The 23,647-nt window shown below is 72.4% G+C and carries 25 protein-coding genes; 16 read left to right on the forward strand and 9 right to left on the reverse strand.

The window, feature by feature from the left end:
• Window positions 1–87 precede the first annotated feature (87 nt).
• Window positions 88–594, forward strand: coding sequence for a MarR family winged helix-turn-helix transcriptional regulator (locus SNA_RS25410; RefSeq protein WP_030071175.1), 507 nt, complete (start codon window positions 88–90; stop codon window positions 592–594).
• A gap of 123 nt (window positions 595–717) precedes the next feature.
• Here the strand turns inward: SNA_RS25410 and SNA_RS25415 are convergent, their stop codons facing one another.
• Complete coding sequence (locus tag SNA_RS25415; RefSeq protein ID WP_030071177.1) at window positions 718–1,071, reverse strand: hypothetical protein; 354 nt, start codon at window positions 1,069–1,071, stop codon at window positions 718–720.
• Window positions 1,072–1,453: 382 nt separating this feature from the next.
• On the opposite strand from SNA_RS25415, the gene ssgD (SNA_RS25420) reads away from it, so the two are divergent.
• Window positions 1,454–1,867 carry a spore wall synthesis regulator SsgD gene (gene ssgD, locus SNA_RS25420; protein ID WP_030071179.1) on the forward strand — a complete coding sequence of 138 codons (414 nt, stop codon included), beginning with the start codon at window positions 1,454–1,456 and terminating at the stop codon, window positions 1,865–1,867.
• Window positions 1,868–1,918: 51 nt separating this feature from the next.
• Here ssgD (SNA_RS25420) and SNA_RS25425 read toward each other — a convergent pair whose 3' ends face one another.
• The gene (locus tag SNA_RS25425; RefSeq protein WP_030071181.1) at window positions 1,919–2,530 is read right to left on the reverse strand and encodes a TetR/AcrR family transcriptional regulator; all 612 of its coding nucleotides are present in this window, start codon (window positions 2,528–2,530) and stop codon (window positions 1,919–1,921) included.
• Between the two features lie 108 nt (window positions 2,531–2,638).
• On the opposite strand from SNA_RS25425, the gene SNA_RS25430 reads away from it, so the two are divergent.
• Together SNA_RS25430 and SNA_RS25435 are read left to right on the forward strand one after the other, a co-directional pair.
• Window positions 2,639–3,157, forward strand: a complete 519-nt coding sequence (locus SNA_RS25430; protein WP_030071182.1) for a PH domain-containing protein — start codon at window positions 2,639–2,641, stop codon at window positions 3,155–3,157.
• A 44-nt stretch (window positions 3,158–3,201) separates the two neighbouring features.
• The gene (locus SNA_RS25435; RefSeq protein ID WP_044367222.1) at window positions 3,202–4,788 is read left to right on the forward strand and encodes a PH domain-containing protein; all 1,587 of its coding nucleotides are present in this window, start codon (window positions 3,202–3,204) and stop codon (window positions 4,786–4,788) included.
• Here the strand turns inward: SNA_RS25435 and SNA_RS25440 are convergent.
• Complete coding sequence (locus tag SNA_RS25440; RefSeq protein WP_044366901.1) at window positions 4,775–5,689, reverse strand: NADP-dependent oxidoreductase; 915 nt, start codon at window positions 5,687–5,689, stop codon at window positions 4,775–4,777. The two genes, SNA_RS25435 and SNA_RS25440, sit on opposite strands and share 14 nt — an antisense overlap.
• A gap of 163 nt (window positions 5,690–5,852) precedes the next feature.
• Here SNA_RS25440 and SNA_RS25445 point away from each other — a divergent pair, with 163 nt between their 5' ends.
• Together SNA_RS25445 and ssgD (SNA_RS25450) are read left to right on the forward strand one after the other, a co-directional pair.
• A complete protein-coding gene (locus SNA_RS25445; protein ID WP_044366903.1) occupies window positions 5,853–7,118 on the forward strand; it encodes a LuxR C-terminal-related transcriptional regulator in 1,266 nt (421 codons plus the stop codon).
• A 175-nt stretch (window positions 7,119–7,293) separates the two neighbouring features.
• The gene (gene ssgD / locus SNA_RS25450; RefSeq protein ID WP_030071192.1) at window positions 7,294–7,707 is read left to right on the forward strand and encodes a spore wall synthesis regulator SsgD; all 414 of its coding nucleotides are present in this window, start codon (window positions 7,294–7,296) and stop codon (window positions 7,705–7,707) included.
• 102 nt (window positions 7,708–7,809) lie between these two features.
• On the opposite strand, the gene SNA_RS25455 is transcribed toward ssgD (SNA_RS25450), so the two are convergent.
• Window positions 7,810–8,583 carry a polysaccharide deacetylase family protein gene (locus tag SNA_RS25455; protein ID WP_044366905.1) on the reverse strand — a complete coding sequence of 258 codons (774 nt, stop codon included), beginning with the start codon at window positions 8,581–8,583 and terminating at the stop codon, window positions 7,810–7,812.
• A gap of 146 nt (window positions 8,584–8,729) precedes the next feature.
• On the opposite strand from SNA_RS25455, the gene SNA_RS25460 reads away from it, so the two are divergent.
• The 4 genes from SNA_RS25460 (at window position 8,730) to SNA_RS25475 (ending at window position 12,104) form a co-directional block, all read left to right on the forward strand.
• Window positions 8,730–9,434, forward strand: a complete 705-nt coding sequence (locus SNA_RS25460) for a response regulator transcription factor (protein ID WP_044366908.1) — start codon at window positions 8,730–8,732, stop codon at window positions 9,432–9,434.
• Window positions 9,431–11,023, forward strand: a complete 1,593-nt coding sequence (locus SNA_RS25465) for an ATP-binding protein (protein ID WP_044366910.1) — start codon at window positions 9,431–9,433, stop codon at window positions 11,021–11,023. The genes SNA_RS25460 and SNA_RS25465 overlap by 4 nt, the downstream gene beginning before the upstream one ends.
• The gene (locus tag SNA_RS25470; protein WP_030071202.1) at window positions 11,020–11,613 is read left to right on the forward strand and encodes a GerMN domain-containing protein; all 594 of its coding nucleotides are present in this window, start codon (window positions 11,020–11,022) and stop codon (window positions 11,611–11,613) included. Before SNA_RS25465 ends, SNA_RS25470 begins: the two co-directional genes overlap by 4 nt.
• 89 nt (window positions 11,614–11,702) lie before the next feature.
• Window positions 11,703–12,104 (forward strand): DnaJ family domain-containing protein, encoded by a 402-nt coding sequence (locus SNA_RS25475; protein ID WP_030071203.1) that lies wholly within the window; start codon window positions 11,703–11,705, stop codon window positions 12,102–12,104.
• 53 nt (window positions 12,105–12,157) lie between these two features.
• Here SNA_RS25475 and SNA_RS25480 read toward each other — a convergent pair whose 3' ends face one another.
• A complete protein-coding gene (locus tag SNA_RS25480; RefSeq protein WP_044366912.1) occupies window positions 12,158–13,423 on the reverse strand; it encodes a DUF4185 domain-containing protein in 1,266 nt (421 codons plus the stop codon).
• A gap of 171 nt (window positions 13,424–13,594) precedes the next feature.
• On the opposite strand from SNA_RS25480, the gene SNA_RS25485 reads away from it, so the two are divergent.
• The 4 genes from SNA_RS25485 to SNA_RS25500 all read left to right on the forward strand — a co-directional run bounded on the left by SNA_RS25485 (window position 13,595) and on the right by SNA_RS25500 (window position 19,279).
• The gene (locus SNA_RS25485; protein WP_030071205.1) at window positions 13,595–15,463 is read left to right on the forward strand and encodes a methylmalonyl-CoA mutase subunit beta; all 1,869 of its coding nucleotides are present in this window, start codon (window positions 13,595–13,597) and stop codon (window positions 15,461–15,463) included.
• Complete coding sequence (gene scpA / locus SNA_RS25490) at window positions 15,463–17,688, forward strand: methylmalonyl-CoA mutase (RefSeq protein WP_030071207.1); 2,226 nt, start codon at window positions 15,463–15,465, stop codon at window positions 17,686–17,688. The genes SNA_RS25485 and scpA overlap by 1 nt, the downstream gene beginning before the upstream one ends.
• A 10-nt stretch (window positions 17,689–17,698) precedes the next feature.
• Window positions 17,699–18,742, forward strand: coding sequence for a methylmalonyl Co-A mutase-associated GTPase MeaB (gene meaB, locus SNA_RS25495; protein WP_044366913.1), 1,044 nt, complete (start codon window positions 17,699–17,701; stop codon window positions 18,740–18,742).
• A gap of 144 nt (window positions 18,743–18,886) precedes the next feature.
• Window positions 18,887–19,279: a hypothetical protein gene (locus SNA_RS25500; protein ID WP_030071210.1), complete on the forward strand. Its 393-nt coding sequence runs from the start codon at window positions 18,887–18,889 to the stop codon at window positions 19,277–19,279.
• Window positions 19,280–19,298: 19 nt separating this feature from the next.
• Here the strand turns inward: SNA_RS25500 and SNA_RS25505 are convergent, their stop codons facing one another.
• The gene (locus SNA_RS25505; protein ID WP_030071212.1) at window positions 19,299–19,811 is read right to left on the reverse strand and encodes an ATP-binding protein; all 513 of its coding nucleotides are present in this window, start codon (window positions 19,809–19,811) and stop codon (window positions 19,299–19,301) included.
• Window positions 19,812–20,007: 196 nt separating this feature from the next.
• On the opposite strand from SNA_RS25505, the gene SNA_RS25510 reads away from it, so the two are divergent.
• Entirely contained in the window at window positions 20,008–20,250 is a 243-nt protein-coding gene (locus SNA_RS25510; protein WP_030071213.1) for a DUF397 domain-containing protein, read from the forward strand.
• A gap of 113 nt (window positions 20,251–20,363) precedes the next feature.
• Window positions 20,364–21,272 (forward strand): helix-turn-helix domain-containing protein, encoded by a 909-nt coding sequence (locus SNA_RS25515; protein ID WP_030071215.1) that lies wholly within the window; start codon window positions 20,364–20,366, stop codon window positions 21,270–21,272.
• A gap of 37 nt (window positions 21,273–21,309) precedes the next feature.
• On the opposite strand, the gene SNA_RS25520 is transcribed toward SNA_RS25515, so the two are convergent.
• From SNA_RS25520 to SNA_RS25530, 3 genes are all read right to left on the reverse strand, one after another.
• The gene (locus tag SNA_RS25520) at window positions 21,310–22,125 is read right to left on the reverse strand and encodes an SAM-dependent methyltransferase (RefSeq protein ID WP_030071217.1); all 816 of its coding nucleotides are present in this window, start codon (window positions 22,123–22,125) and stop codon (window positions 21,310–21,312) included.
• Window positions 22,126–22,306: 181 nt separating this feature from the next.
• A complete protein-coding gene (locus SNA_RS25525; RefSeq protein WP_044366914.1) occupies window positions 22,307–22,918 on the reverse strand; it encodes a type 1 periplasmic-binding domain-containing protein in 612 nt (203 codons plus the stop codon).
• On the reverse strand, window positions 22,918–23,631 hold the full coding sequence (locus SNA_RS25530) for a 2OG-Fe(II) oxygenase (RefSeq protein WP_030071223.1): 714 nt from the start codon (window positions 23,629–23,631) through the stop codon (window positions 22,918–22,920). The genes SNA_RS25525 and SNA_RS25530 overlap by 1 nt, the downstream gene beginning before the upstream one ends.
• Window positions 23,632–23,647: the final 16 nt, after the last annotated feature.

The following is a 23,647-nucleotide window of genomic DNA, read 5'->3' on the forward strand; positions in this document are numbered from 1 at the left end:
GAGCCGTGGTCGGAGCCGTGGCCGGGGCCGCGATCGGGGGGGCGGTCCGAGCCCGTCGCCAGGACCGACATCGAGAGGAGAGCGCGGGTGACCGAGGACATCGTCGCAGGGGTGCTGCGCCAGTGGCAGCAGGTGCACCCCGGGCTGGACACCGGCCCGATGGCGGTGATCGGGCGGCTCAACCGCTGTTCCGCGCTGTTGCAGCAGGCGGCCGATGCGCCGCTGCGCCGGGCCGGGCTGACCCGCCCCGAGTTCGACATCCTGGGCACCCTGCGCCGGATGGACCGCGAGCTGACTCCCGGCCGGATCGCCCGCGAGACCTTCGCCTCCGGGGCCGCGGTCACCAAACGCGTACGTCAGCTGGAGGCCCGCGGTCTGATCGCCCGCCGGCCCGACGACCGGGACCGCCGCGTCGCGCATCTCTCCCTGACCGACGAGGGCCGCAACACCATCGACCGGCTGCTGCCCGAACAGCTGCGGTACGAGGCGGCGTTGCTGGAAGGCATCGGCGAGGCGCGGCAGGAGGAACTGTCCGTGGCGCTGGGCGAGTTGCTGGTGGTGCTGGAGGGGCGGCTCGGCAGCCTGTTGGAGTGAGTGGCGGGCGGGGACGGTCGGGTGAACGGGCGAACGGGCGGTTCGCGTCCCGGGACCGCAAGCCGCACCCGGGACGCGAACCGACGCGCCCCTGGACGCGACCCGACGCACTCCGCCCCGGACTCAGACCGCCCCGTCCGCCGGGTCCTTCGGGAACGGCTCGTCGTTCCAGCGGAACCACGCCGCATCGTCCTCGATGTGCAGCAGGAACTCGGCCACCGGCCCGGTCGGCGCCACCAGCCGGACGCCCTCACAGGCCCGGTTGTAGGCGTCCTCCCAGGCCGTCATGCCGTCCGTCCCGCCGTCGATCGCGTCGACCAGCTCCAGCTCCCGGACGAAGTGCGGTCGTAGTTCTGGATAGCCGGGGCCGGGCGCGAACCTCCCGTTCAGCCAAGGGAAGTTGGCCTCGGTGACGGTGATCTCCCCGACCACTTCCGCCCCTCGCTCCACCCGCCACACTTCGCCAATGAACGGCATTGCCGCCTCCCCTGGGTCCTTCGGTGACATGCGCGGCGCGCGCCCGCCGACGGCGCGGTGGCACTCGGGCGCATGACGGTCGGACGACAGGATCTCAGACGGGGCGGACGCGGACGGGGGCTTTGTAAGGGCCGGCACAGGCTCCCGCGGGGAAGACAGGCCACAAGGAAGGCAGCCGTGGGGGAACGCGGACATAGGTTCGGACCTTCGCGGCAATGCTTGCATTTCGCATGTGTAAAGAGGGCATATCCTCGCATTCAAAGCCTGGTGATGCAGGTCACGTAGGAATTCGATGCACGATGACGATGACCAGCGCGTCCTATGCGTTGTACGGACAAGGAACCACACCGAACGAACGACACCGAACGTAAGGGAGCCGGCGATGTCCACCGTCATCGAGCAAGCCGTTCAGGCCCGTCTCATCGCGGCCGAACCGCAGTCGCGGGCGATCCCGGCAGCCCTTCGCTACGACCGCACCGACCCCCTCGCGGTGCATCTGGTGTTCCCGCCCGCCGCCTCGCTGGACGGCGCCGAGGTGGTGTGGACGTTCGGGCGCGATCTGCTGGCGGAGGGGCTGCGGCGGCCGGCCGGGGCGGGCGATGTGCGGATCTGGCCGTGTGGGATCGACGGTGTGGTGGTGGAGTTCCATGCCGCGGGCGGGATGGCCGTGGTGCAGTTCGCCGCGCGGGATCTGCGGCTGTTTCTGACCCGGTCGTACGCGGTCGTGGAGAAGGGCGACGAGGCGCGGCATCTGGATGTCGACGGCGATCTCGCCACGCTGTTGCGCGAGGCGTAGGCGACGGCCTGCTGCGCAAGGCGTAGGCAACTGCCTGGCCATGAGGCGTAGTCAGCGCGTCGCGTCGTCGCCGAAGAGGCGCGACAGATGCAGGTCCATCAGATGCATGGCCTGCTCCGGGCCGTGGACGTCCAGGAGCAGGTAGGTGGAGAGGCCGTCGGCCAGGCTGATCAGGAGCATCGCCTCGTCCTCGGTGGCCCTCTCCGGCGGGAGTTCGCCGCGGTCCGCGGCGCGGCGCAGTTGGTCGGCGAAGAAGCCGCGGAGCTTGGGGATGCCGCCCTTGGGGCCGGCGCGCAGGGTTTCGTCATGGACGGCCCGGTGGAAGAACGCGGCGCCGACCAGTGTGCCGGTGCGGCTCTCCTCGTCCAGCGGCAGCATCCCCCACAGGCAGGCGCGCAGCACCTCACGCGGGGTGGGGTCTCCAGGGAGGGCCTCGATGCGCTCGCGGATCCGGTCTTCGGCCAGCTGGTTGATGTAGGCGAGGGCGAAGACGAGCATCTCGTCCTTGGTGCGGAAGTAGTGCTGGAGCCGGCCGAGCGAGATCCCGGCCTCGGCGGCGACATCGCGCAGACTCGCGCCCTCCAGGCCCCGGGTGCGGGCGATCCGCCAGAGCGCCTCGGAGATTTCCTGGCGTCTGGCCTCGTGGTCCACCTTCTTGGGCACGGTCGCACCCCTCCTCGCCTCACGGGCTCGTCACGCTTTTACAAGTCATCCGTACCGTTATAACGTACCGCTACTCAATACACGTGACTTGGAATCTGGTGACGCCGCATGCCCGCGTACCCCGCCCCGCTCCTCCGCCCGCCCCGGCATCGTGTCGATCCCCGGGCCCGTCGCTGGTGGACCGTGCAGGCGCTGCTCACCGTCAGCGGGCCGATGCTGCTCACCGCGCTGGTGCCGGCGGTGCTCGGCGCGCTGTTCTTCCCGGGTGCGCTGCCGTGGCTGGGGCCGCTGCTGCTGGTCGTGCTGGTGCTGCCGGCCCTCGGCTATCTCGTGGCGATGCCGCGGTGGCGGTATGCGGTGCACGCCTGGGAGTTGGGTGAGCGGGCGGTCTACGCGGCGGGCGGCTGGTTCTGGCAGAAGCGGCGGATCGCGCCGCTGTCGCGGGTGCAGACGGTGGACACCGTGCGCGGGCCGCTCCAGCGGCGGTACGGGCTGGCGACGGTGACCGTCACCACCGCCTCCACCGCGGGCGACATCACGATCGCGGGCTTGTCGGACGCGGACGCCGAGGAATTGTCCCGGCGGATCGGCGAGGCCGCCCAGGACGTGCCGGGGGATGCCGCATGAACGGCTCCGACGCGGCCCCTGTGAACGGTTCCGACGCCGTCACCATGAACCGCTCCGACACCGTCGCCCGGCGCCGTCTCGACCCCCGTACGCTGCTGGTGCACTGCGGCTGGATGGGCGCGCCGCTCGGTTCGCTGGCGCTGACGGCGCTGGCCACCGGAGGGCGGATCACCACCGGGGCGTGGCTCACCCTCGCCGCCGTCGCCGCCTGCTTCGCCCTGGTCACCGCGATCGGCCTGATCCGCTGGGCCCGTACGGACTTCCGCGTCACCGACGAGCGCTTCGAACTGCGCAGCGGACTGCTGACGCGGCGGGTGCGGAGCGTGCCGCTGCACCGCATCCGTACCGTGGAGGTGACGGCGACTCCGCTGCACCGGCTGCTGGGGGTCACCGTACTGCGGGCCGGTACGGCGGGCTCCGGCGACGGGGCGGGCGCGCTGGTGCTCGATGCGCTGAGGACCGCCGAAGCGCAGCGGCTGCGCGCCGAGTTGCTCGCCCGCGCGGGCGCCGGGGCGGCCGCCGACGACCCGGTACTGGCCCGGTTCAGCCGGCGCTGGCTGCGCTATGCGCCGCTCACCTTCTGGGTGGTCGGCGGCGTGTTCGTCGTCGCCGGGGCGGTCTACCGGACGCTGCACGGCATCGGCATCGAGCCCTGGAAGATCGGCCTCGTCCGGCGCGCCTGGTCCGCATTCGGCTCCGGCATGCTGTGGCTGACCGTCCCGGCCGCTCTCCTGGGCCTCGTCGCCCTCGGCTCGGCCGGGGCGCTCGTCCTCTACGTCGAGAACTGGTGGAACTACCGCCTGGAGTGGACCGATGCGCACACGCTGCGGGTCAGCCACGGGCTGCTGACCCCCCGCTCCGTCACCATCGAACGGGCCCGGCTGCGGGGTGTGTTGCTGCGCGAGCCGCTGCTGCTGCGGGCCGGCGGCGGCGCGCTGGTCCGTGCGGTGGCCGGCGGCCTCGGAGATCGGGAGGAGAACCGCCGGCGCAGCGCGCTGCTGCCGCCGGCGCCGCGCGCGGAGGCGGTACGGGTGGCCGGTGGTGCGCTGCAATCTCCGTTCCCCACACCGGAGTCGGGGAATGCCGGTGCTCCGGAGCCGGGGGCTTCCGGTGCGTCGGAGGCGCTCGCCCGGCACCCGCGCGCCGCCCTGCGTCGCCGCCGTACGCGCGGTCTGCTGTTCGCCGTCCTCCCCGGCACCGCCGCCCTCGCCGCGCTCGGGGCCGCGTTCACGCCCGTGCTGCTGCACTGCGCCTGGATCTACGCCCTGCTGAGCACGGCCGCCGTACGGTGGCTGGCCCGGGACGCCTACCGCAGCCTCGGCCATGCGCTGCGCGGCCGCCATCTGGTCATCCGCGCGGGCACGTTCAGCCGCGACACGCTGGTCCTCCAGCGCGCGGCGATCGTCGGCTGGACGTTCACCACCTCGCCGTTCACCCGGCGGGCCGGGCTGGTCACGCTGACCGCGGCGGTCGCGGCGGGCGAGGACGGCTATCGCCTCCCCGACCTCGCCGCCCGGCACGCCCCGGCCCTCGCCTCGGAAGCGGCCCCCGGAATCCTGGAGGAGTTCCTGGTGCAGCCCACCGGGGACGCGGGCCGGGACGCCGCGGAGGCCGGGCTCAGATCTCGATGATCAGCTTGCCGCGCACATGCCCCGCCTCGCTCAGCTCCTGCGCCCGGGCGGCGTCGGCGAGCGGGAAGGTCGCGGCGACCGGTACGGTCAGCCGGCCCTCGACGGCCAGCCGGGCGTGCGCGGCCAGCCCGGCGCGGGCCTCCTCGGGGGGCGTGCTGACCGCGGAGAACGGCACCCCGTGCGCGGCGGCGTTCATATCGGCGATGGTGACGATGCGGTCGGCCGTGCCGCCGCGCAGCTCGATGGAGAGCGGCAGCACGTTCTGGCCGGCCGCATCGAAGACCGCGTCGATGCCCTGCGGTGCGGCCGCCCGCACCCGGTCCGCGAGGCCGTCCCCGTACGCCACCGGGACCGCTCCCAGGGCGCGCAGGAAATCGTGGTTGGCCGGGGACGCGGTACCGATCACGGTGGCGCCCAGGGCCACCGCGAGCTGGACGGCCACCTGGCCGACCGCCCCCGCGGCGCCGTGCAGCAGCAGCGTCTCGCCCTGCTTCAGGCCGAGTTCGCCCAGGACGCGCTGGGCGGTCTCCCCGGCGACCGGCAGCGCGGCGGCCGCCGCGAAGGAGAGTTCGGCGGGCTTGCGGGCGATGTCTCCGGCGATGGCGTACTCCGCGTAGGCGCCCGTCCGGGTCCAGCCGAAGACCTCCTCGCCGACGGCCGGGCCGCTCGCGCCCTCGCCGAGCGCGTCGACGATCCCGGCGAACTCCAGCCCCGGCACGGCCGGGAACGTCGTCGGGTAGTACTGCTCCACCCAGCCGTAACGCCGCTTGTGGTCAAGGGGGTTGACGCCGACGGTCACCACCTTCACCCGTATCTCGCCCGGTGCGGGCTCCGGGATGCCGGTGTGCCCGTAGGTGAGCACGTCCGGGCCGCCGAATTCGGTGTAGGTGATCGCTCGCATATCGGTCGCTCGCATATCGGTCTCCCCGTGGGATGCGGTGGAAGCGGTGGTCGAGGGCTTCAGCCTCACCCGGCCGCCGGGCCCCTGCGGCCGGTCAGAAGGACAGTTGCGCCTGGCCAAAAGGACAGGACCGGCCTCTGCGTCGCTGATTACGCTGCCCGGTATGGAGCTGACCGGACCCGGAGCCGTCCCCGCCCTGACCGCCGCGTACGAGGTGATCCGCCAACCCCTGGGCGAGATCCTGCCGCGGCTCTCCGGGGTGCTGGCCGGGCTCGTCGCGCACCGCGCGGCGGCCGAGCTGTCGACGCACTGCGCACACTCGCCGTTCAAAACGCACGGCGATCCCGAGATCGCCGCCCGGCTCACCACGGCCGATCTGGCACCGCTGCTCGCCTCGGGCACCCCGGGGCGGCCCTGGCAGGGCACCCTCCGCCTCGCCGGTGCGGACCGGCCGGTGCTGGCGGTGACCAGCCAGGCGACGCCGCGGGGCGCGGTGCTGCTGCTCGTACGGGAGGACGGCGCGGCTCCCGTCGACGCCTCGGTGCTCGCCCTCGCGCAGGCGCTGTGGGACGTGGTGACCAGCCATTTCGACCGGCTGGCGACGGAGGCCGTGCCCGGTGCACTGGCCCGTTCGCGGACCGCCGCCGGGACCCGGGCGCGGGTGATCGCCGAGCTGGGCGAGGCGTATGCGGCCGCGTTCACCGGGCTGCTGGGGGTGCTGCGCAGCCGGGCCCTGGACGATGCTGCGGCGCGGGCCACCGCCACCGATCTGGCCGTCGCGGCGCTGGTGGAGCTGCGGGCGGACGCGGAGCGGGACCAGGAGATCGCCGAGGAGCCGGCCGGGCGGGCCTTCGCCCGGCTCGCCGATTCGCTGCGGCCGCTGGTGCGCTACAGCCCCGTACGGCTGGAGCTGGGCGCGCCGGAGTCGGCGCGGACGGTGGCCGCCGATGTGGCGCACACGGCGCGGGCGACGGTGCGGGCGGTGCTGCTGACGGTGCTGGAGCAGGACGGGGTGAGCCGGGTGCATGTGGGCTGGCGGCTCGCCGACGGCGAGCTGCGGGCGACGGTGCGCGACGACGGACCCGGCGCGCTGACCGCGCAGCGCCTGTCCGCCGGGCTGTTGCAGGAACGGCTCGATGTGCTGGGCGGGCGGCTGGCCGTGGACGCGGTGCCGGGGTGGGGCTCGACGGTGACGGCGACGATTCCGCTGGGCGCCGCCCAGGACCCGGCGCCCGATCCGCTCACCGCGCTGGGCGAGCGGGAGTTGCAGGTGCTGGCCCGTCTGGCGCTGGGGCAGCGTAACCGGGCGATTGCGGAGGAACTGCACATCAGCCAGTCGACGGTGAAGTTCCATGTCGCCAACATCCTGACCAAGCTGGGGGTGGAGTCGCGGGGCGAGGCGGCGGCGCTGTTCCATGCGGTGGCGTAGGGGCCTGCTCCGACCTGGGGCGCAGGGCCCGGCCCGTCGCCACTATGACGTACCTCACACACTTCGCCCCTCCGGTGCATGCACGGCAGCCCCTGGAGTGCCGTCCTACTCCATGTACTGACTGAACGAGCCGGGACGTGTGACCACGACCGTCAGCCGTGAGGGAGCAGCCGCGATGCCCAGCGTCATCGACCACGCCGTCCAGGTCCGTCTCCTCGCCACCGCTCCCGGCCCGCAGGCGGTGCCCGCGGTGCTGCACTACGAGCCGGCCGACCCGCTGGCGGTACGGATGACGTTCCCGCCGGAGATCTCGCTGGACGGCGCCGCGGTCGACTGGGCGTTCGCGCGTGACCTGCTGGCCGAGGGGCTGTACGGCCCGGCCGGGCACGGCGATGTGCGGGTGCGGCCGTGCGGGGCGGAGCGCACGGTGATGGAGTTCCATGCGGACGAGGGCGTCGCCATGGTGCAGCTGCGGACCGTGGACGTCCGGCTGTTCCTCGCGCGCTCCTACGACGCGGTGCCCGCGGGCCGGGAGCGGGCGCAGGCGGCCGTGGAGCGCGGGCTGGCGGAGCTTTTCGGGGCGGCCTGAGGGCCGTTCGAGGTGGCCTGTGACTTCGAGGTGCCTGAGACGCCGTCTTCCGGGCGGCCGCGGAAGCCGCCCGGAAGATGCTCGGTGGTGAAGACCCGGCCGTCAGCGCTGCGGGAATCCGAAGCCGTAGCCCTGCTGCTTCATCCACGGCAGCAGCCGGTCCAGCGACGCCACCGTGCGGGAGCGGTCGCCGCCGCCGTCGTGGAAGAGCACCGTCGGGCCGAGGTGCAGCTCGCCCTGCACCGTCGCCTCTATTCGCTCGACGCTGCCGCTTTCGAAGTCCTTGCTGTCGACGTTCCAGCCCAGCGGTCGCATCCCGTGGTCGGCGGCGAGCTTGCGGCTGTAGGGCGTGAAGGCGCCGCCGGGGGCGCGGTAGTACTCCACCTGGGCGCCGCCCGCCGCCTTCTCGATCATCTTCTGGGCGTCGAGGACCTGCTGCGCCTGATAGCTCTGCGGGCGGTGGTCCATGGCGGTGTTGTGGCTGACGGTGTGGTCGCACAGCTTGTGCCCGGCGGCCACCACCCGCTTGACCAGGTCGGGGTGGGCCGCGGCCTGCGGGCCGATCATGCAGAAGGTGGCCTTGACGTCGTACTTCTTGAGGACGTCGAGGACCTTGGGGGTCCACACCGGGTCCGGTCCGTCGTCGATGGTGATGTTCAGGCTGCGGCCGGGACGGTCCGAGGCGTGCACGATCGACGTGTCCACCTTGACGCGCCGCGCCGCCGCCCTGTCCGCCGAGTCGACGGTATCGGCGCTGGCCTTTGCGGTGGCACCGGGCTGGACGAACGCGAGAATCCCCGCGGCGGTAAGTGACACGGCCGCCGCCGCGACCACTCCGATGATCCCGCCCTCTATGCCGAAGCGCCGCCGTCCCATGTGAATCCCGTCCCTCGTGCGAAGCTCGTCTGCCTACGTCGGCGGTGGTGTCGTCGACGCACCGCCTTCACCACGTCAGATGCACGGAAGAGCGGGCAGGCTGCGCCTGTTACGGATTCATCAAGAAACTCTTCGATACTGGACCCATGCCACGTGTACTTCTGATCGAGGACGACGCCGCCGTACGGGACGGCGTGACCCTCGCGCTCCGGCGGCGCGGCCACGAGGTGGCGGCCGCCGCCAGCGGTGAGGAGGGGCTCGAGGCACTGCCGGGGTTCCGCCCGGACATCGTGCTGCTGGATCTGATGCTGCCCGGCAAGGACGGCTTCGAGATCTGCCGGCTGATCCGCGCCGAGCGGCAGCTGCCGATCATCATGCTCACCGCCCGCGGCGACGATCTGGACGTCGTGCTGGGCCTGGAGGCCGGCGCGGACGACTACATCGTCAAACCGGCCCGGGGCGAGGTCCTGGAGGCGCGTATCCGTGCGGTGCTGCGCCGTACGGCACTGCCCGCCGACGGCGAAACCGGTACGGAACCGGGGCCCGCGCCCGTCGAGACGTACGGGGAGCTGGCCATCGACCGGGCCGGGCTGGTCGTCGCCAAGGGCGGCCAGGATCTGGCGCTGGCCCCGTCGGAGATGAAGCTGCTGCTGTTCCTGTCGGCCACCCCGGGGCAGGTCTTCAGCCGCCAGCAGCTGCTGGAACACGTCTGGGAGCACAGCTATCACGGCGATGCGCGGCTGGTGGACGCCTGCGTCATGCGGCTGCGGACGAAGATAGAGGACACCCCGCGCAGCCCCCGTTACGTCCAGACCGTACGCGGCTTCGGTTACCGCTTCGGGCCGCTGTGAGCCGCCTGGGCCGTCTGCTGCCCACCCGACTCGTCCCCGCCCGGCTGCGCGGGCTGCGCGCCCGGCTCGTCGTGGCGTTCGTGCTGGTGGCCGCCGTGAGCGCGCTGACCACCGCGAGCCTGACCTACCGCGAGGCCCGTAACGCGATCCTCCAGCGCTCCCAGGGCATCGCCGTCAACGATCTGCGGGCCCAGATCAATTCGCTGGCGCCGGAGCTCACCGTGCCGCCGTCCCAGGCGGACCTGGACTTCTTCCGGGTGCAGCTGGAGCGCTCCGGCACGTCCCGGGACTGGGACATCTCGGTGCACTACAGCGGGGTCCCGGACAGCGAGGACAGCGCGCTCCAGGGCGGTGTGGTGGTGCCGGCGGCGCTGCGCGAATCGGTGGAGAAGCGCCATGTGCCGGTCTTCCAGCGCATCATCCGGGGCGGCGATCCCTGGCTGCTGATCGGGATGCCGGTACGGCAGTCCGACGGCACCGCCTCCGCGCTGACCGTCTATGCGCAGCTGCCGCTGAGAGCCGAGGAAGCCAACGTCGAGGCGCTGGTCAGCGCGGCGCGCGGCGGTGCGCTGCCGGTGCTGGGCCTGGCCATGGTCCCGGCGCTGCTGGCCGCGCGGGGCGTGCTGCGGCCGGTACGGCGGCTGCGGCAGGCGGCCGGGCGGCTGGCGGAGGGCAAACTGGACACCCGGCTGGAGGCCAAGGGCACCGACGAACTGGCCGACCTGTCGCGGACGTTCAACGACATGGCCGCCGAGCTGGAGCGCAATGTCGCCGAGCTGCGCCGGCTGGAGGCCAATTCCCGGCGGTTCGCCGCCGATGTCTCGCATGAGCTGCGCACGCCGCTGGCGGCGATGACCGCGGTCACCGATGTCCTGGACGAGGACGCCGAGTCCCTCGACCCCGACACCGCCTCCGCGGTCCGGCTGATCAGCCAGGAGACCGGCAAGCTGGCGCGGATGGTGGAGGACCTGATGGAGGTCTCGCGGTTCGATGCGGGCGCGGCGGCGCTGCATCTGGACGAGGTGGATGTCGCCGAGACCATCCGCAAGACGCTTCAGGCCAGGGCCTGGCAGCAGCGGGTGAGCGCCGATCTGCCGGAGGACGTACGGGCCCGGCTGGATCCGCGGCGGCTGGACGTGGTCGTCGCCAACCTGGTCGGCAACGCCCTGCACCACGGCGGGGAGCCGGTCCGGGTCGTGCTGCACGCCCCGGAGCCGGGCGCGGACCGGCTGCTGATCGAGATCGCCGACAGCGGCCCGGGGATCGACCCCGAGGTCCTGCCGCATGTTTTCGACCGCTTCTACAAGGCCGATTCGGCCCGCGCCCGGTCGGAGGGCAGCGGCCTGGGCCTGGCCATCGCGCTGGAGAACGTACGGCTGCACGGCGGCACCCTGCGCGCCGCCAACTGCCCCGAGGGCGGCGCGGTCTTCACGGTGGATCTGCCGCTGCACCGGGCCGCGGAGCACGGCACGGCGGACGACTGCCGAGGCGGCGACCGGGACGGCTGCCGGAATGACGGCCCGGATGACGGCCGGGACGGGGGCCCGGACGGCGACCGTCCCGGGGCCGGGAAAGAGAACGACCGATGAACGCCCTGACGTCCCGCTTCGGCGGCCCGGCCCGTCGGCTCGCGGCGGGTTGCCTGGCGGGCGGTCTGCTGACCGGCGCGCTGGCCGTTGCGCTGACCGGCTGCGGTATCGCCCCGACGGATGTGATCGATGCCGGGGAGCCCGCGAGCGGGGTGAAGGCCCCCGGCCAGCCCGCCGCCGATGTGCAGCTGTTCTTCTACGGCCCCAACGGGCTGCGCTCGGCGACCCGCCCCGCCAAGGCCCCGGCCGATCCGCAGACCGCCATCGATCTGCTGATGGACGGCCCCAACCACGCCGAACGCCAGCGCGGCCTGTCCAGCGTGCTGCCGAAGTTCCCCGGCCGGCTGCTCGCCACCACCGGCCGGGGCACCGTGCACCTCACGCTGCCCATGAACGCCAAACTGCTGGACTCCGCCTCGCTCAACCAGCTCGTGTGCACGGCGGCCAACGCCCGGGTCCCGGGCGACAAACCGCCGGGCAAGGTCACCGTCACGATCGTGGGCGACGGCGTCCGCGTCGGCCCGATGGTCTGCGGCGGCAACAACGCCTTCCCGGTGGTCCAGCCGAGCCCGGAGGCACCCGTGCGCTGAGGCCGCCGCACTGTCGGAGGGGCGCGTTACGGTGAAAGCGGCACTCGCGTGCCATCAGGACCGGCCGATCACCCCGGGAGACCCACGCGATGACCGAGCGCAAACCGCCTGGCGTCGACTTCGAGAGCTGGGTGGACAAGCAGATCCGCGAGGCGACCGAGCGCGGCGACTTCGCCGACCTTCCCGGCAAGGGCAAGCCGCTGCCGCATCTCGACCAGCCGTACGACGAGCTGTGGTGGATCAAGGACAAGATGGCGCGCGAGCACGTCTCGTATCTGCCGCCGTCGCTCGCGCTGCGCAAGGAGGCCGAGGAGGCCCTGGAGGCCGCGTCCCGGGCCCCGACGGAGGCGGCCCTGCGCCGCATTCTGACGGACATCAACGGGCGCATCCGTGCGGCCATGCGGACACCGCTCGAAGGACCGCCGCTCGGCCTCACGCCGTTCGACATCGACGCGGAGGCCGGTAAGTGGCGTGCGCGGCACGGGAGTTGAGCCGCGCGTGCGATCCCGGGACGGAGGGTGACCGGTATGGGAGGTGACCACCGTCACCGCGCCAGCCGCACCCTGAGGAACCGCGGCCGGTAGAGCTCCACGTTCCCGTTGACCTGCGGGTCCGCCGGGCCCGGTCCGAGCCGGTTGACGTCGTAGCTGAGCAGCAGCCGCCCGCCGGGCGCGGTGAGCTCGGGATGCGCCTGCGGGTTGTAGGCGGCCACGTACTGCGGCTGGTCGGCGGCGGGCCTCGGTGGGGTGAGGCGACCGTGGGGGCCGTGCCAGGGGCCGCGGGGCGAGCAGGACCAGTAGCTGGTGATGGTGCGCAGTCCGGCAGTGCCGCGGCCGGCGGTGTCCATGGTGAACAGCACCCAGGTGCCCCCGTCCCGCACGACGCTGTACGCGCTGCCCACGCCGCGCCGCCCGCCCGCGCGCAGCACCGGCGCGGCGCGGTCGGCCCGCCGCTGCCAGCGGGCGCCGTCCCAGAACCGCCAGCGGTCCCCCTCGGCGAGCCGTCCGGTCGGGACCCGGGCCAGATAGGCGCTGGAGGCGGGGGCGGACGGCGGATCGTCGCCGCCGAAGACATAGGTCCAGGCGCCGTCGGTGACCGCCGCGGTCCCGTACAGGACCCGTCGGCCCGGGTCGGCGACGGCGGACCCGCCGACGGCCGCGGAGATCTCCTCCAGCCGCAGACCGGGCAGCGAGAGCGTGGCGACCTCGGTGCTGCGCGGCACCCCGAAGGCCCAGGGGCCGGTCCCCGGCGTGCGGTTCCACAGCAGGACGCGGACGACCTGCTCCCGGCTGCCCGGTGTACGGGGTTCCACGCTCGCGCGGACCGGCCAGCGCCAGCCGCCGCCCCGGGGGTCGGGGAAGTACGGCCCCGGAGCGGCGGGGGTGCCGCCGGTCAGGGTGCGCTCCGGTCGTCCCGAACGGTCCGTCACCACAAGGGAGTTGTGCCGCAGATAGGGGGTGCCGCCCTGGTCGGCGGTGCGCCAGCGGTACGGCCGTCCCTGCGGGTTGGGCGGTGGCTGCACCCGGTCGAGAAAGGTGTCGGAGAAGAGCCACAGCGTCCGGCCGTCGGGCAGCCGCACCGAGTGGGTGCCGTCGCCGCCGGTCCAGTCGTCCAGGCGGGTGTTGTCGTCACCGTATCGGGCGAAGGCGGTGGTATATCCCGAATCGGTGGACCAGTCGGCGATCCGGCGTCCGGTACAGGCGGCCGTGCGGTCCGGGGCGCCGGACCGGGGCAGCGCCCACAGCAGGAAGGCGGCGATCAGGGCCAGGGCGGCGGCGGTCGCGGTGCGGGCGAGCGGAGACCTGGACATCGTGCTCCTCTGGGGGCCCTGCTCCTCAAGAGCTCGGGGGAGGGTGCCGCGCCCACCGTACTGAACCGCCTCGATGTCGGCCCGAATACGGACAAACGCCAGGCCAAAGAGGGCAAGGTCACAGCCGGAGCCCCTGCTCCAGCTAACGGTCGTTCGCCTAGCCTGCTGCACATGACCGCCGAGTCCCCCGAACTCCCCCTGGCCTCCGCATTCCCGGACGCGGACCGAGCCCAGTGGCAGCGCCTCGTCGAAGGCGTGCTGCACAAATCGGGCGTCACGCAAGCCGCCGGTGCCGCCGCCGAGGACGCGCTCGCCACGGATCTCCAGGACGGGATCCGCATCCGCCCGCTCTACACCGCCGAGGACGCCCAGTCCGCCGCCGGCCACCCCGGCTTCCCGCCCTTCGTACGCGCCGGCCGCCCCGAGGGCACCGCCGTGTCCGGATGGGACGTACGCCAGCGGCACGCCGACACCGATCCCCGGCGCGCCAACGAGGCCGTCCTCGCCGACCTGGAGAACGGCGTCACCTCGCTGTGGCTGACCGTCGGCGACGGCGGCGTCCCGGTGGCGGCGCTGCCGCAGGCACTCCAGGGTGTCTATCTGGACCTGGCCGCCGTGGCCCTGGACCCCGGCGCCGCCTTCGGCGAGGCCGCCGAGGAGCTCCTGAAGCTCTGTAGGGCCTCCGGCGTGGCGCTGTCCGAGGCATCGGGCAACCTGGGCGCCGATCCGCTCGGCCTGCTGGCCCGTACGGGCGACGACGGCGCGCTGGACGAGCAGTTGGCCTCGGCCGCCCGCCTCGCACAGCGGTGCAGCAAAGACTCCCCCCGGCTGCGGGCGCTGGCCGTGGACGCACTGCCGTACCACGAGGCAGGCGGCTCCACCGCCGAGGAGCTGGGCGCCTCGCTGGCCACCGGCGTGGCCTATCTGCGGGCGCTGACCGGCGCCGGCCTCGGCGTCGATGACGCCTGCCGGCAGCTGGAGTTCCGCTATGCGGCCACCGCGGACCAGTTCCTGACCATCGCCAAACTCCGCGCGGCCCGCCGGCTGTGGGCCCGCGTCGCCGAGGTGTGCGGCGCCTCTCCAGAGGCGTCCGCGCAGCGCCAGCACGCGGTCACCTCCACGGTGATGATGACCCGTCGGGACCCCTGGGTGAACATGCTGCGCACCACGGTCGCCGGGCTGTCGGCGGGCGTGGGCGGCGCGGACGCGGTGACGGTGCTGCCGTTCGACGCGGCGCTGGGCCTGCCCGATGCGTTCGCCCGCCGGATCGCCCGTAACACCCAGTCCGTGCTGCTGGAGGAGTCGCATCTGTCCCGGGTGATCGACCCGGCGGGCGGTTCCTGGTACGTGGAGCGGCTCACCGACGAACTGGCCGCGGCCGCCTGGGCGTTCTTCCAGGAGATCGAGGGCGCGGGCGGCCAGGCCGCGGCGCTGCGCTCGGGGATGCTCGCCGGGCGGCTGGCGCAGACATGGGAGCGGCGCACCCGGGAGCTGGCGCACCGCCGCGAACCGGTCACCGGTGTCAGCGAGTTCCCGCATCTGGCCGAACAGCCCGTCCACCGCGAACCGGCCCCGGCGCCGGTGGGCGGGGGGCTGCCGCGGGTGCGGCGCGACGATGCCTACGAGCGGCTGCGGTCCCGGTCCGATGCGCATCTGGCGGCCACCGGGGAGCGCCCCAAGGTCTTTTTGGCCGCCCTCGGTCCGGTGGCGGCGCACACCGCGCGGGTGACCTTCGCCGCCAATCTCTTCCAGGCGGGCGGTATCGAGACCGTCCAGGAAGCGGTGGACGCCGAGACGGTGGGCGAGGCGTTCGCCCGCAGCGGCGCGCAGATCGCCTGCCTGTGTGCGAGCGATGCGGTCTACGGCGAGCAGGCGGCGGGCGTGGTGGCCGCGCTGAAGTCGGCGGGGGCGCGGCGGGTGCACCTGGCGGGCAAGCGCCGGGAGGAATTCGTAGAGGCCGGTGTGGACACCTTCGTCTTCGCGGGCTGCGATGCGGTCGAGACGCTGTCCTCGGCCCTGGATGTCACGGAGGTGGCGTGATGGGAGAGTCGGCACAGCGCGTGGGCGGCGCCATCCCGGACTTCAGCACCGTCGAGCTGGGCGGGCCGCACGGCACGTCCGACGCCGGCCGGTGGGCCGAGGCCGTGGCGCAGGCCACCGGCAAGGGTGTGGCGGATCTGACCTGGGAGACGCCCGAGGGCATCGAGGTCAAGCCGCTGTACACCGAGGCGGACCTCGACGGCCTGGACTTCCTGGGGACGTACCCGGGCATCACGCCGTATCTGCGCGGCCCCTACCCCACCATGTACGTCAACCAGCCCTGGACGATCCGGCAGTACGCCGGTTTCTCCACGGCCGAGGAGTCCAACGCCTTCTACCGCCGCAACCTCGCGGCCGGCCAGAAGGGCCTGTCGGTCGCCTTCGATCTGCCCACGCACCGCGGCTACGACAGCGATCATCCGCGCGTCACCGGCGATGTCGGCATGGCGGGCGTGGCCATCGACTCGATCTATGACATGCGGCAGCTCTTCGCGGGCATCCCGCTGGACAAGATGACGGTGTCGATGACGATGAACGGCGCGGTGCTGCCCGTTCTCGCCCTCTACATCGTGGCCGCGGAGGAACAGGGCGTACCGCCCGAGAAGCTGGCCGGGACCATTCAGAACGACATCCTCAAGGAGTTCATGGTCCGCAACACCTACATCTATCCGCCGCAGCCCTCGATGCGGATCATCTCCGACATCTTCGCGTACACCTCGCAGAAGATGCCGCGCTACAACTCCATCTCGATCTCCGGGTACCACATCCAGGAGGCGGGCGCGACGGCCGACCTGGAGCTGGCCTACACCCTCGCCGACGGCGTGGAGTACCTGCGTGCGGGCCTGGCGGCCGGGATGGACGTGGACGCCTTCGCCCCGCGGCTGTCCTTCTTCTGGGCGATCGGCATGAACTTCTTCATGGAGATCGCCAAGCTGCGCGCGGCCCGGCTGCTGTGGGCGCGCCTGGTCCAGAAGTTCGAGCCGAAGAACCCCAAGTCGCTGTCGCTGCGCACCCATTCGCAGACCTCGGGCTGGTCGCTGACCGCGCAGGACGTCTTCAACAACGTCACCCGGACGTGTGTGGAGGCGATGGCGGCGACCCAGGGCCACACCCAGTCGCTGCACACCAACGCCCTCGACGAGGCGCTCGCCCTGCCCACCGACTTCTCGGCGCGGATCGCCCGGAACACCCAGCTCTTCCTCCAGCAGGAGTCGGGCACCTGCCGGGTGATCGACCCGTGGGGCGGCAGCGCGTACGTCGAGAGGCTCACCCACGATCTGGCGCGGCGGGCCTGGCAGCACATCGAGGAGGTCGAGGCGGCCGGCGGGATGGCCAAGGCGATCGACGCGGGCATTCCGAAGCTGCGGGTGGAGGAGGCCGCGGCCCGTACCCAGGCGCGGATCGACTCCGGGCGGCAGGCGCTGATCGGCGTCAACAAGTACCGGGCGGAGTCCGACGAGGAGATCGAGGTCCTCAAGGTCGACAACTCCGCGGTGCGCGCGCAGCAGATCGAGAAGCTCAAGCGGCTGCGGGCCGAGCGCGACGAGGCGGCCTGTCAGGACGCGCTGCGGGCGCTGACCGCGGCGGCACGGTCCGGGCCGGGCAAGGGACTTGAGGGGAACCTGCTCGCCCTGGCCGTGGACGCGGCCCGTGCGATGGCGACCGTCGGCGAGATCTCGGACGCCCTGGAGGCCGTCTACGGACGCCACTCGGGTCAGATCCGTACCATCTCCGGTGTGTACCGAGACGAAGCGGGCCCCTCCTCCGGGGTCGAGCGCACCCGCGGCCTGGTGGCCGCGTTCGAGCAGGCGGAGGGCCGCCGGCCGCGCATCCTGGTGGCCAAGATGGGCCAGGACGGCCATGACCGCGGCCAGAAGGTGATCGCCACGGGCTTTGCCGACCTGGGCTTCGACGTCGATGTCGGCCCGCTGTTCCAGACGCCGGACGAGGTCGCCCGCCAGGCGGTCGAGGCGGACGTCCATATCGTCGGGGTGTCGTCGCTGGCGGCCGGGCACCTCACCCTGGTGCCCGCGCTGAAGGAGGCGCTGGCCGCCGAGGACCGGGAGGACATCACGATCGTGGTGGGCGGGGTGATCCCGCCGCAGGACGTCCAGCCGCTGCGCGACATGGGGGCGGCCGCGGTCTTCCTGCCCGGCACGGTCATTCCGGAGGCCGCCCACGACCTGGTGAAGGACCTGGCACGGGTCCTCGGCCACGAGCTGTGAGCGGGGGGTCATGCCTGCGACGATCGATGTCGAACGGTACGCCGAGGGGGTGCGGGCGGGTTCGCGCGCCTGGATCGCCCGCGCCGTCACCCTGGTGGAGTCCACCCGTCCCGACCACCGGGCGGCGGCCCAGCGGCTGTTGGTGACGCTGCTGCCGTACTCGGGTGCGGCTCGGCGGGTGGGCATCAGCGGGGTGCCGGGCGTCGGAAAGTCGACCTTCATCGATGCGCTGGGGTCGCTGCTGACGGGCCTGGGCCACCGGGTCGCGGTGCTCGCCGTGGATCCGTCCTCCACCCGTACCGGCGGCTCCATTCTGGGCGACAAGACCCGGATGGAGCGGCTGGCGACGGACCCGGCGGCGTTTGTGCGCCCCTCCCCCACGTCCGGCACGCTGGGCGGGGTGGCGCGGGCGACCCGCGAGTCCATCGTCGTGATGGAGGCGGCGGGCTATGACGTCGTCCTGGTGGAGACGGTCGGCGTCGGCCAGTCCGAGACCACCGTGGCCAATATGGTCGACACCTTCCTGCTGCTGACGCTGGCCCGCACCGGCGATCAGCTCCAGGGCATCAAGAAGGGCGTCCTGGAGCTGGCGGACCTGGTGTCCGTCAACAAGGCGGACGGTCCGCACGAGCGGGACGCGCGCTCGGCGGCCCGCGAACTGGCGGGTGCGCTACGGCTGTTGCGCCCCCAAGCTCTCGACGACGCTCGAGCAGGGGGGACCCCCACCGCCGACGCGGTGTGGACGCCGCCGGTCCTGACGTGCAGCGCCCGGGAGGGCACCGGGCTGAAGGCGGTGTGGGAGCGGATCGAGCAGCACCGCGCCCTGCTGGACTCCACCGGCGCCCTGGCCGAGCGGCGCCGGGCCCAGCAGGTCGACTGGACGTGGTCGATGGTCCGCGAGCGGCTGATGGACCGCCTTCAGGAGCATCCGGACGTGCGCCGCCTCGGGCCCGAAGTCGAGCGGGAGGTCCGCGAGGGCACCCTCACCGCGACGCTTGCGGCCGAGCGCCTGCTGGACGCCTTCGGCCTTCCGGACGCTCCTCAAGTCCCCTGATACGCAAGGTGGTTGGGGCTGCTCAGCCGCACATCTGAGTAGCTGCACTCATGCGCCTCCCGGGCCCGGCCCCGAAGATGTCGGTGACACGTCGCACCGATCGGGCCCGGGGGCGCAGGCCGCCTACACAGACGCCGCCTCGCGATGCCCCGATCCCACCATCGTGCACAGGGGGCCACCATCACTCCGCAGGACGTCGCATACGGACTCTCCGAGGGCAATCCGCTGGCCGGGCTGATCGACGGGTTCTGCCTGGCACCGGCTGCGGGCGGCGATCTGGAGGCGCGGCCGGTCATCCATGTCCAGCTGCGCCGCGGGGTGACACTGTCGGCCGTCGAGGGGGACCGGCTGGCCAAGTCCTGTCAGTACGGGGTCGCGCGCCAACTCTCGGCCGTAGGCCGGGACTTCGGCCCGTCGGCGGAGGAGGACCCCTCGGGGCACGAGATCGCCATCCGGCTGCATGCCCACGGCGCCGGGCCCTTCGCCGACGCCTCGGCCCCGGCCCACCACTCTCCACTCCGTGACGGGGTCGCCTGACGGGCGAACGGCCGGACCGTCAGCCGCGCTTGGGCACCGTCGCCCAGACGGTCTTGCCCAGCCGGTCCGGCGGGGTCCAGCCCCAGGTGTCGCTGAGCAGCTCGACGATATGCAGTCCGCGGCCCGATTCGGCGAGTGCGTCGTGCGGACGGATCTCCGGCGCGCTCGTTCCCGAGTCGGAGACCGCACACAGCACGCTGCCGTCCTGCCGGGTCAGCGCCAGCCAGGCACCGCACAGCAGGTCGAGGGCCACGAAACCATCGTCACCGCCGAGGCGGGCGCTCGCGGCGCCGTGACGCAGGGCGTTGGTGACGAGTTCGGAGACGACGGTGGTGGCGTCGTCGGCGACGCCGGGACACATCCGCCAGCCCTGGAGGGTGCGCCGGGTGAAGTGCCGGGCCTCGCCGACGGCACGCGCAGAGGGGCTCAGGGCGCAGGCGGCGAACCCGTTGGGGCCAGGCATCCACCAGGTTTTGTCACCCGCCTCCTCCCGAAGGACGTGGTGCACGGTCTCGGCCGGATGTGTGGTCATCACGATCTCCGTGAAGGGCTTTTCGGGGCTGGGCGGAAGTCCTCTTGGGGAGCTAATATCCTCGTCGGCCGCCCCCCGCTGCAAGTGCATCTGCAATTACATCGGTAAGGACGGTCGCTCAGGAGCTCGTTCACGCCAACATGATCGTGAGCTTTGAACGGTAGGAGGCACCGCCTCCAGCAAGGGAGCAACTGTGATGGAGTCAGTCACCAACGGTATGCAGGCGACCGCCATCGAGGGCGCCGTCTGGCGCAAGAGCCGCCGCAGCAATCCGAGCGGCAACTGCGTTGAACTGGCCGTTCTTTCGGACGGCGGGGTCGCGGTGCGCAATTCGCGGTTCGCGTCGGGCCCGGCCCTGATCTACACCCACGACGAGATGGCGGCCTTCGTCCAGGGCGCCAAGGACGGCGACTTCGACGATCTGATCGGCCGCTGCTGACCCACGACCGCATCAACTGACGGCATATGTCGGCCGGATAGTCGCCATGACTGTACGGCCACATCGGCCGATGGGACACTTGGGCGTACGCCCGTCCACTCTGGGGAGTCAGCATGTGCGCCGCGCAGCCGAGCAGCCAACCGTCTCTGCGCCGCTATCTGGAGCATTCGCGGGGCGGCCCGACCGTGCTGCGGATCGTCCTGGGCACACAGCTGCGCCGGATGCGGGAGGCGGCCGGCATTTCCCGGGAGGCCGCCGGGGATGCCATCCGTGGTTCGCATGCCAAGATCAGCCGTCTGGAGCTCGGCCGGGTGGGCTGCAAGGAGCGGGACGTCGCGGATCTGCTGACGCTCTACGGCGTCACGGACGAGGCGGACCGCTCCGACTTCCTCACCCTGGCCAAGCGGACCAGCACACCCGGCTGGTGGCACCAGTACGGCGATGTGCTCCCCAACTGGTTCGAAACCCACCTCGGCCTCGAAGAGGCCGCGTCCGTCATCCGTACCTACGAGGTCCAGTTCGTACCGGGCCTGCTCCAGACGGAGGGCTATGCGCGGGCGGTGACCACGCTCGGCCATCCGCAGGCCACGGCGCAGGAGATCGAGCGACGGGTCGCGCTGCGGGTGCAGCGGCAGAAGCTGCTGACCGCGCCGGATGCGCCGCGCCTGTGGGCGGTGATGGACGAGGCGTCGCTGCGCCGTCCGCTGGGCGGCCCGGAGGTGATGGCGGATCAGCTCAGACATCTGCGGTCGATGGCGGAACTGCCCAACATCACCCTCCAGGTCGCCCCGTTCAGCCTGGGCGGGCTCGCGGCGGCGGGCGGGCCGATCACGATCCTGCGCTTCCTGGAGCCGGATCTGCCGGACATCGTCTATCTGGAGCAGCTGACCAGTGCGCTCTATCTGGACAAGCGCGATGATGTCGACCACTACCTCGCCGTGATGGACCGGCTCAGCGCCCAGTCCTCGTCACCGCGCGACTCCCTGGCCCTGATGGATCGGCTGATCCGGCAGGAGGACTGACGCCGGATCAGCCGATGCCCCTGGCCCGGCCGCCCGGCTACGCCTTGCGGGCCACTCCGCCGAACTCGATCCATTCCTTGGTCAGTTGGCGGGGTCCAAGCTCCGCGTCCGGCTTCCAGGTGGAGACCTCCACCAGCCCCGGCTCCTGGATCTCCAGCCCCTCCAGGAACGCCGCCAGCTCATGCGCCTGCCGCACCCTGCCCCACTGGCCGTGGGTGGACTCCGCCATGAAGTTCGTGACGAATTCGCGGGTCGCAAAGTCCTCGCTGACCAGCTGACACACCACCAGAAAACTGCCGGGCACCAGTCGTTCGGCGACCCGTGCGACCAGACCGCCCGGGTCGTCGGAGTCCGGGATGCAGTGCAGTACGGAGACGAACAGCGCGGCGACCGGCTGATCGAGGTCGATCAGACGCTTGACCTCCGGGCTGCCGAAGATGCCGTCCGTATCGCGCATATCGGCCTGGATGACGGCGGTGTTGGCGTTCTCCTCCAGCAGCGCCCGGCCGTGCGCCAGGACGATGGGGTCGTTGTCGATGTAGACCACCCGGGAGGCGGGGTCGACCGCCTGCGCGACCTGGTGGACGTTGTCCTGCGTCGGCAGACCGGAGCCGTGGTCGATGAACTGGCGGATGCCGTGCTCCTGGGCCAGCCAGCGGACCACCCGCTGGAGAAAGCGCCGGTTGTTGAGCGCCAGCACCTGGGTGCTCGGGACGACCTTGCTCAGCTCGTCGCAGGCCGCGCGGTCGACGGCGTAGTTGTCCTTGCCACCGAGGTAGTAGTCGTACATCCGCGCCACGCTCGGAATGCTGACGTCGACGACGCTGGACTGCGGTGGCGTCTGTTGGCTCATTGCCTACGATCCTTACTTCCGGGCTTCCGGTCGCTTCGAGCGCACCCACACGACACACGGCGTACGGCATACGTCATGCGACATGCGGCGTCGCCGCGCCGTTCCGTGCCGGAACGGTCACACCGTGCGGCGACCAACATACCCACCGGACGGCCGCAGGTGCAGGCAACAGATGTGCGAATCAGGCCCGTTGACCGGGTCGTTGACCGGACTGTTGACCGGCCGTGCCGGACGTCGGCGGGAAGGTCGTGACCCAGTGTCCGGCGATCTGCCAGGTGCCGCCCTCGCCGGTCGCGCCCCGCAGGCCGTGGAGGATGTCGGGGCCGGTCAGGGCGGGGAGGCGGGAGTCCTGGAGGGCTGCGAAGGCGACGGTGCGGGCCGGGTCCCAGTCGGTGCTGTGCCGCAGGCGGCGGGCGAGCTGGGCGAAGCCGGACGGGGCCGCCGCGATGACCCAGGCGTCGGGGGTCTGGGCCGTCAGGCGGCGGGCCGGGCGCAGCCAGGAGGCGGCCGATTCCGGCCAGTCGACGACGGCGAGGACCGTGCCGCCGCGGGCCTGCCACGCGCCGGTGAACGCCGCGGCGGCGGCCCGGGAGGCGGCGTCGCGGCCGTGGCCCACGGTGACGGTGGCGATCCGGGCCTTGGGACGCGTCAACAGGCCGATGAGCGCGGCGAGTTCGGCGTCCGTGTGCGGGGCGGCCTGCGGCGGGGCGCCGTCCGGGCCGAGGGAGGCGGCCAGGTCCTCGGGGCCGATGAGCGGGGAGGCGGGGTCCGTGCCCGCGTGGTGGGTGTCCATCAGGCGGCGTCGTGGAAGACCAGGCCGAGCGCGCGGCGCCGGCCGGAGCGGACGGTGCTCACGCCGTGCCGCATGGCGCCTGCCGACCAGCCGCGTTTGGTGGCCACCGGGCGGTCGCGGGTGGTGAAGATCAGGCCGTGGCCCTGCCGGAGCACCTGTGTGGTGCCGCGGGACTGCGCCCGGGGGCGCTGTTCGACGAGCAGGAACTCGCCGCCGGTGTAGTCGGTGCCGTGGTCGTCCAGGCCGATGACGACCTGGAGGGGGAAGAGCATCTCGCCGAACACATCGCGGTGCAGGGCGTTCCAGTCGCCCGCCTCGTAGCGCAGGAGGATCTGCGCGGAGCGGTCCTGGCCCGCTGCATGGCACCGTTCCAGCCATTCCTCCAGGGTGTCCGGCCAGGGCGCGGGGCGGCCCAGGCGGGCTGCCCAGGCGCGGGCGATGGTGAGCAGATGGGGGTAGAAGGCCGCGCGCAGGGCGGCGACCGGCTCGGGCAGGTCGTGGTGGAAGTAACGGTACTGGCCGGAGCCGAAGCGGTAACGGGCCATGTCGATGGTGGTACGGAACAGCTCCTCCTTCTCGTACAGCGCGGCGATGTCGGCGCACTGGGCGGGGGTGAGGAGCTGCGGGGTGAGCGCGCCGCCGTAGCTGTCCAGTTCCTGGGCCAGGACGGTCCAGTCCGCGGTGTCGATCCGGCGCGCGGGGGTGAGGGTCACGGGAGGTCTCCGGTAG

Source organism: Streptomyces natalensis ATCC 27448 (assembly GCF_000935125.1).
Taxonomy (GTDB): domain Bacteria; phylum Actinomycetota; class Actinomycetes; order Streptomycetales; family Streptomycetaceae; genus Streptomyces; species Streptomyces natalensis.

What these genes read in the sequence shown, in the direction of transcription:
- SNA_RS25415 (WP_030071177.1), bottom strand. Translation starts at nt 1,071, where the DNA reads ATGCCGTTCATTGGCGAAGTGTGGCGGGTGGAGCGAGGGGCGGAAGTG.
- ssgD (WP_030071179.1), top strand. Translation starts at nt 1,454, where the DNA reads ATGTCCACCGTCATCGAGCAAGCCGTTCAGGCCCGTCTCATCGCGGCC.
- SNA_RS25430 (WP_030071182.1), top strand. Translation starts at nt 2,639, where the DNA reads ATGCCCGCGTACCCCGCCCCGCTCCTCCGCCCGCCCCGGCATCGTGTC.
- SNA_RS25435 (WP_044367222.1), top strand. Translation starts at nt 3,202, where the DNA reads ATGAACCGCTCCGACACCGTCGCCCGGCGCCGTCTCGACCCCCGTACG.
- SNA_RS25440 (WP_044366901.1), bottom strand. Translation starts at nt 5,689, where the DNA reads ATGCGAGCGATCACCTACACCGAATTCGGCGGCCCGGACGTGCTCACC.
- SNA_RS25445 (WP_044366903.1), top strand. Translation starts at nt 5,853, where the DNA reads ATGGAGCTGACCGGACCCGGAGCCGTCCCCGCCCTGACCGCCGCGTAC.
- ssgD (WP_030071192.1), top strand. Translation starts at nt 7,294, where the DNA reads ATGCCCAGCGTCATCGACCACGCCGTCCAGGTCCGTCTCCTCGCCACC.
- SNA_RS25455 (WP_044366905.1), bottom strand. Translation starts at nt 8,583, where the DNA reads ATGGGACGGCGGCGCTTCGGCATAGAGGGCGGGATCATCGGAGTGGTC.
- SNA_RS25460 (WP_044366908.1), top strand. Translation starts at nt 8,730, where the DNA reads ATGCCACGTGTACTTCTGATCGAGGACGACGCCGCCGTACGGGACGGC.
- SNA_RS25470 (WP_030071202.1), top strand. Translation starts at nt 11,020, where the DNA reads ATGAACGCCCTGACGTCCCGCTTCGGCGGCCCGGCCCGTCGGCTCGCG.
- SNA_RS25475 (WP_030071203.1), top strand. Translation starts at nt 11,703, where the DNA reads ATGACCGAGCGCAAACCGCCTGGCGTCGACTTCGAGAGCTGGGTGGAC.
- SNA_RS25480 (WP_044366912.1), bottom strand. Translation starts at nt 13,423, where the DNA reads ATGTCCAGGTCTCCGCTCGCCCGCACCGCGACCGCCGCCGCCCTGGCC.
- SNA_RS25485 (WP_030071205.1), top strand. Translation starts at nt 13,595, where the DNA reads ATGACCGCCGAGTCCCCCGAACTCCCCCTGGCCTCCGCATTCCCGGAC.
- scpA (WP_030071207.1), top strand. Translation starts at nt 15,463, where the DNA reads ATGGGAGAGTCGGCACAGCGCGTGGGCGGCGCCATCCCGGACTTCAGC.
- meaB (WP_044366913.1), top strand. Translation starts at nt 17,699, where the DNA reads ATGCCTGCGACGATCGATGTCGAACGGTACGCCGAGGGGGTGCGGGCG.
- SNA_RS25500 (WP_030071210.1), top strand. Translation starts at nt 18,887, where the DNA reads ATGCCCCGATCCCACCATCGTGCACAGGGGGCCACCATCACTCCGCAG.
- SNA_RS25505 (WP_030071212.1), bottom strand. Translation starts at nt 19,811, where the DNA reads ATGACCACACATCCGGCCGAGACCGTGCACCACGTCCTTCGGGAGGAG.
- SNA_RS25510 (WP_030071213.1), top strand. Translation starts at nt 20,008, where the DNA reads ATGGAGTCAGTCACCAACGGTATGCAGGCGACCGCCATCGAGGGCGCC.
- SNA_RS25515 (WP_030071215.1), top strand. Translation starts at nt 20,364, where the DNA reads ATGTGCGCCGCGCAGCCGAGCAGCCAACCGTCTCTGCGCCGCTATCTG.
- SNA_RS25520 (WP_030071217.1), bottom strand. Translation starts at nt 22,125, where the DNA reads ATGAGCCAACAGACGCCACCGCAGTCCAGCGTCGTCGACGTCAGCATT.
- SNA_RS25525 (WP_044366914.1), bottom strand. Translation starts at nt 22,918, where the DNA reads ATGGACACCCACCACGCGGGCACGGACCCCGCCTCCCCGCTCATCGGC.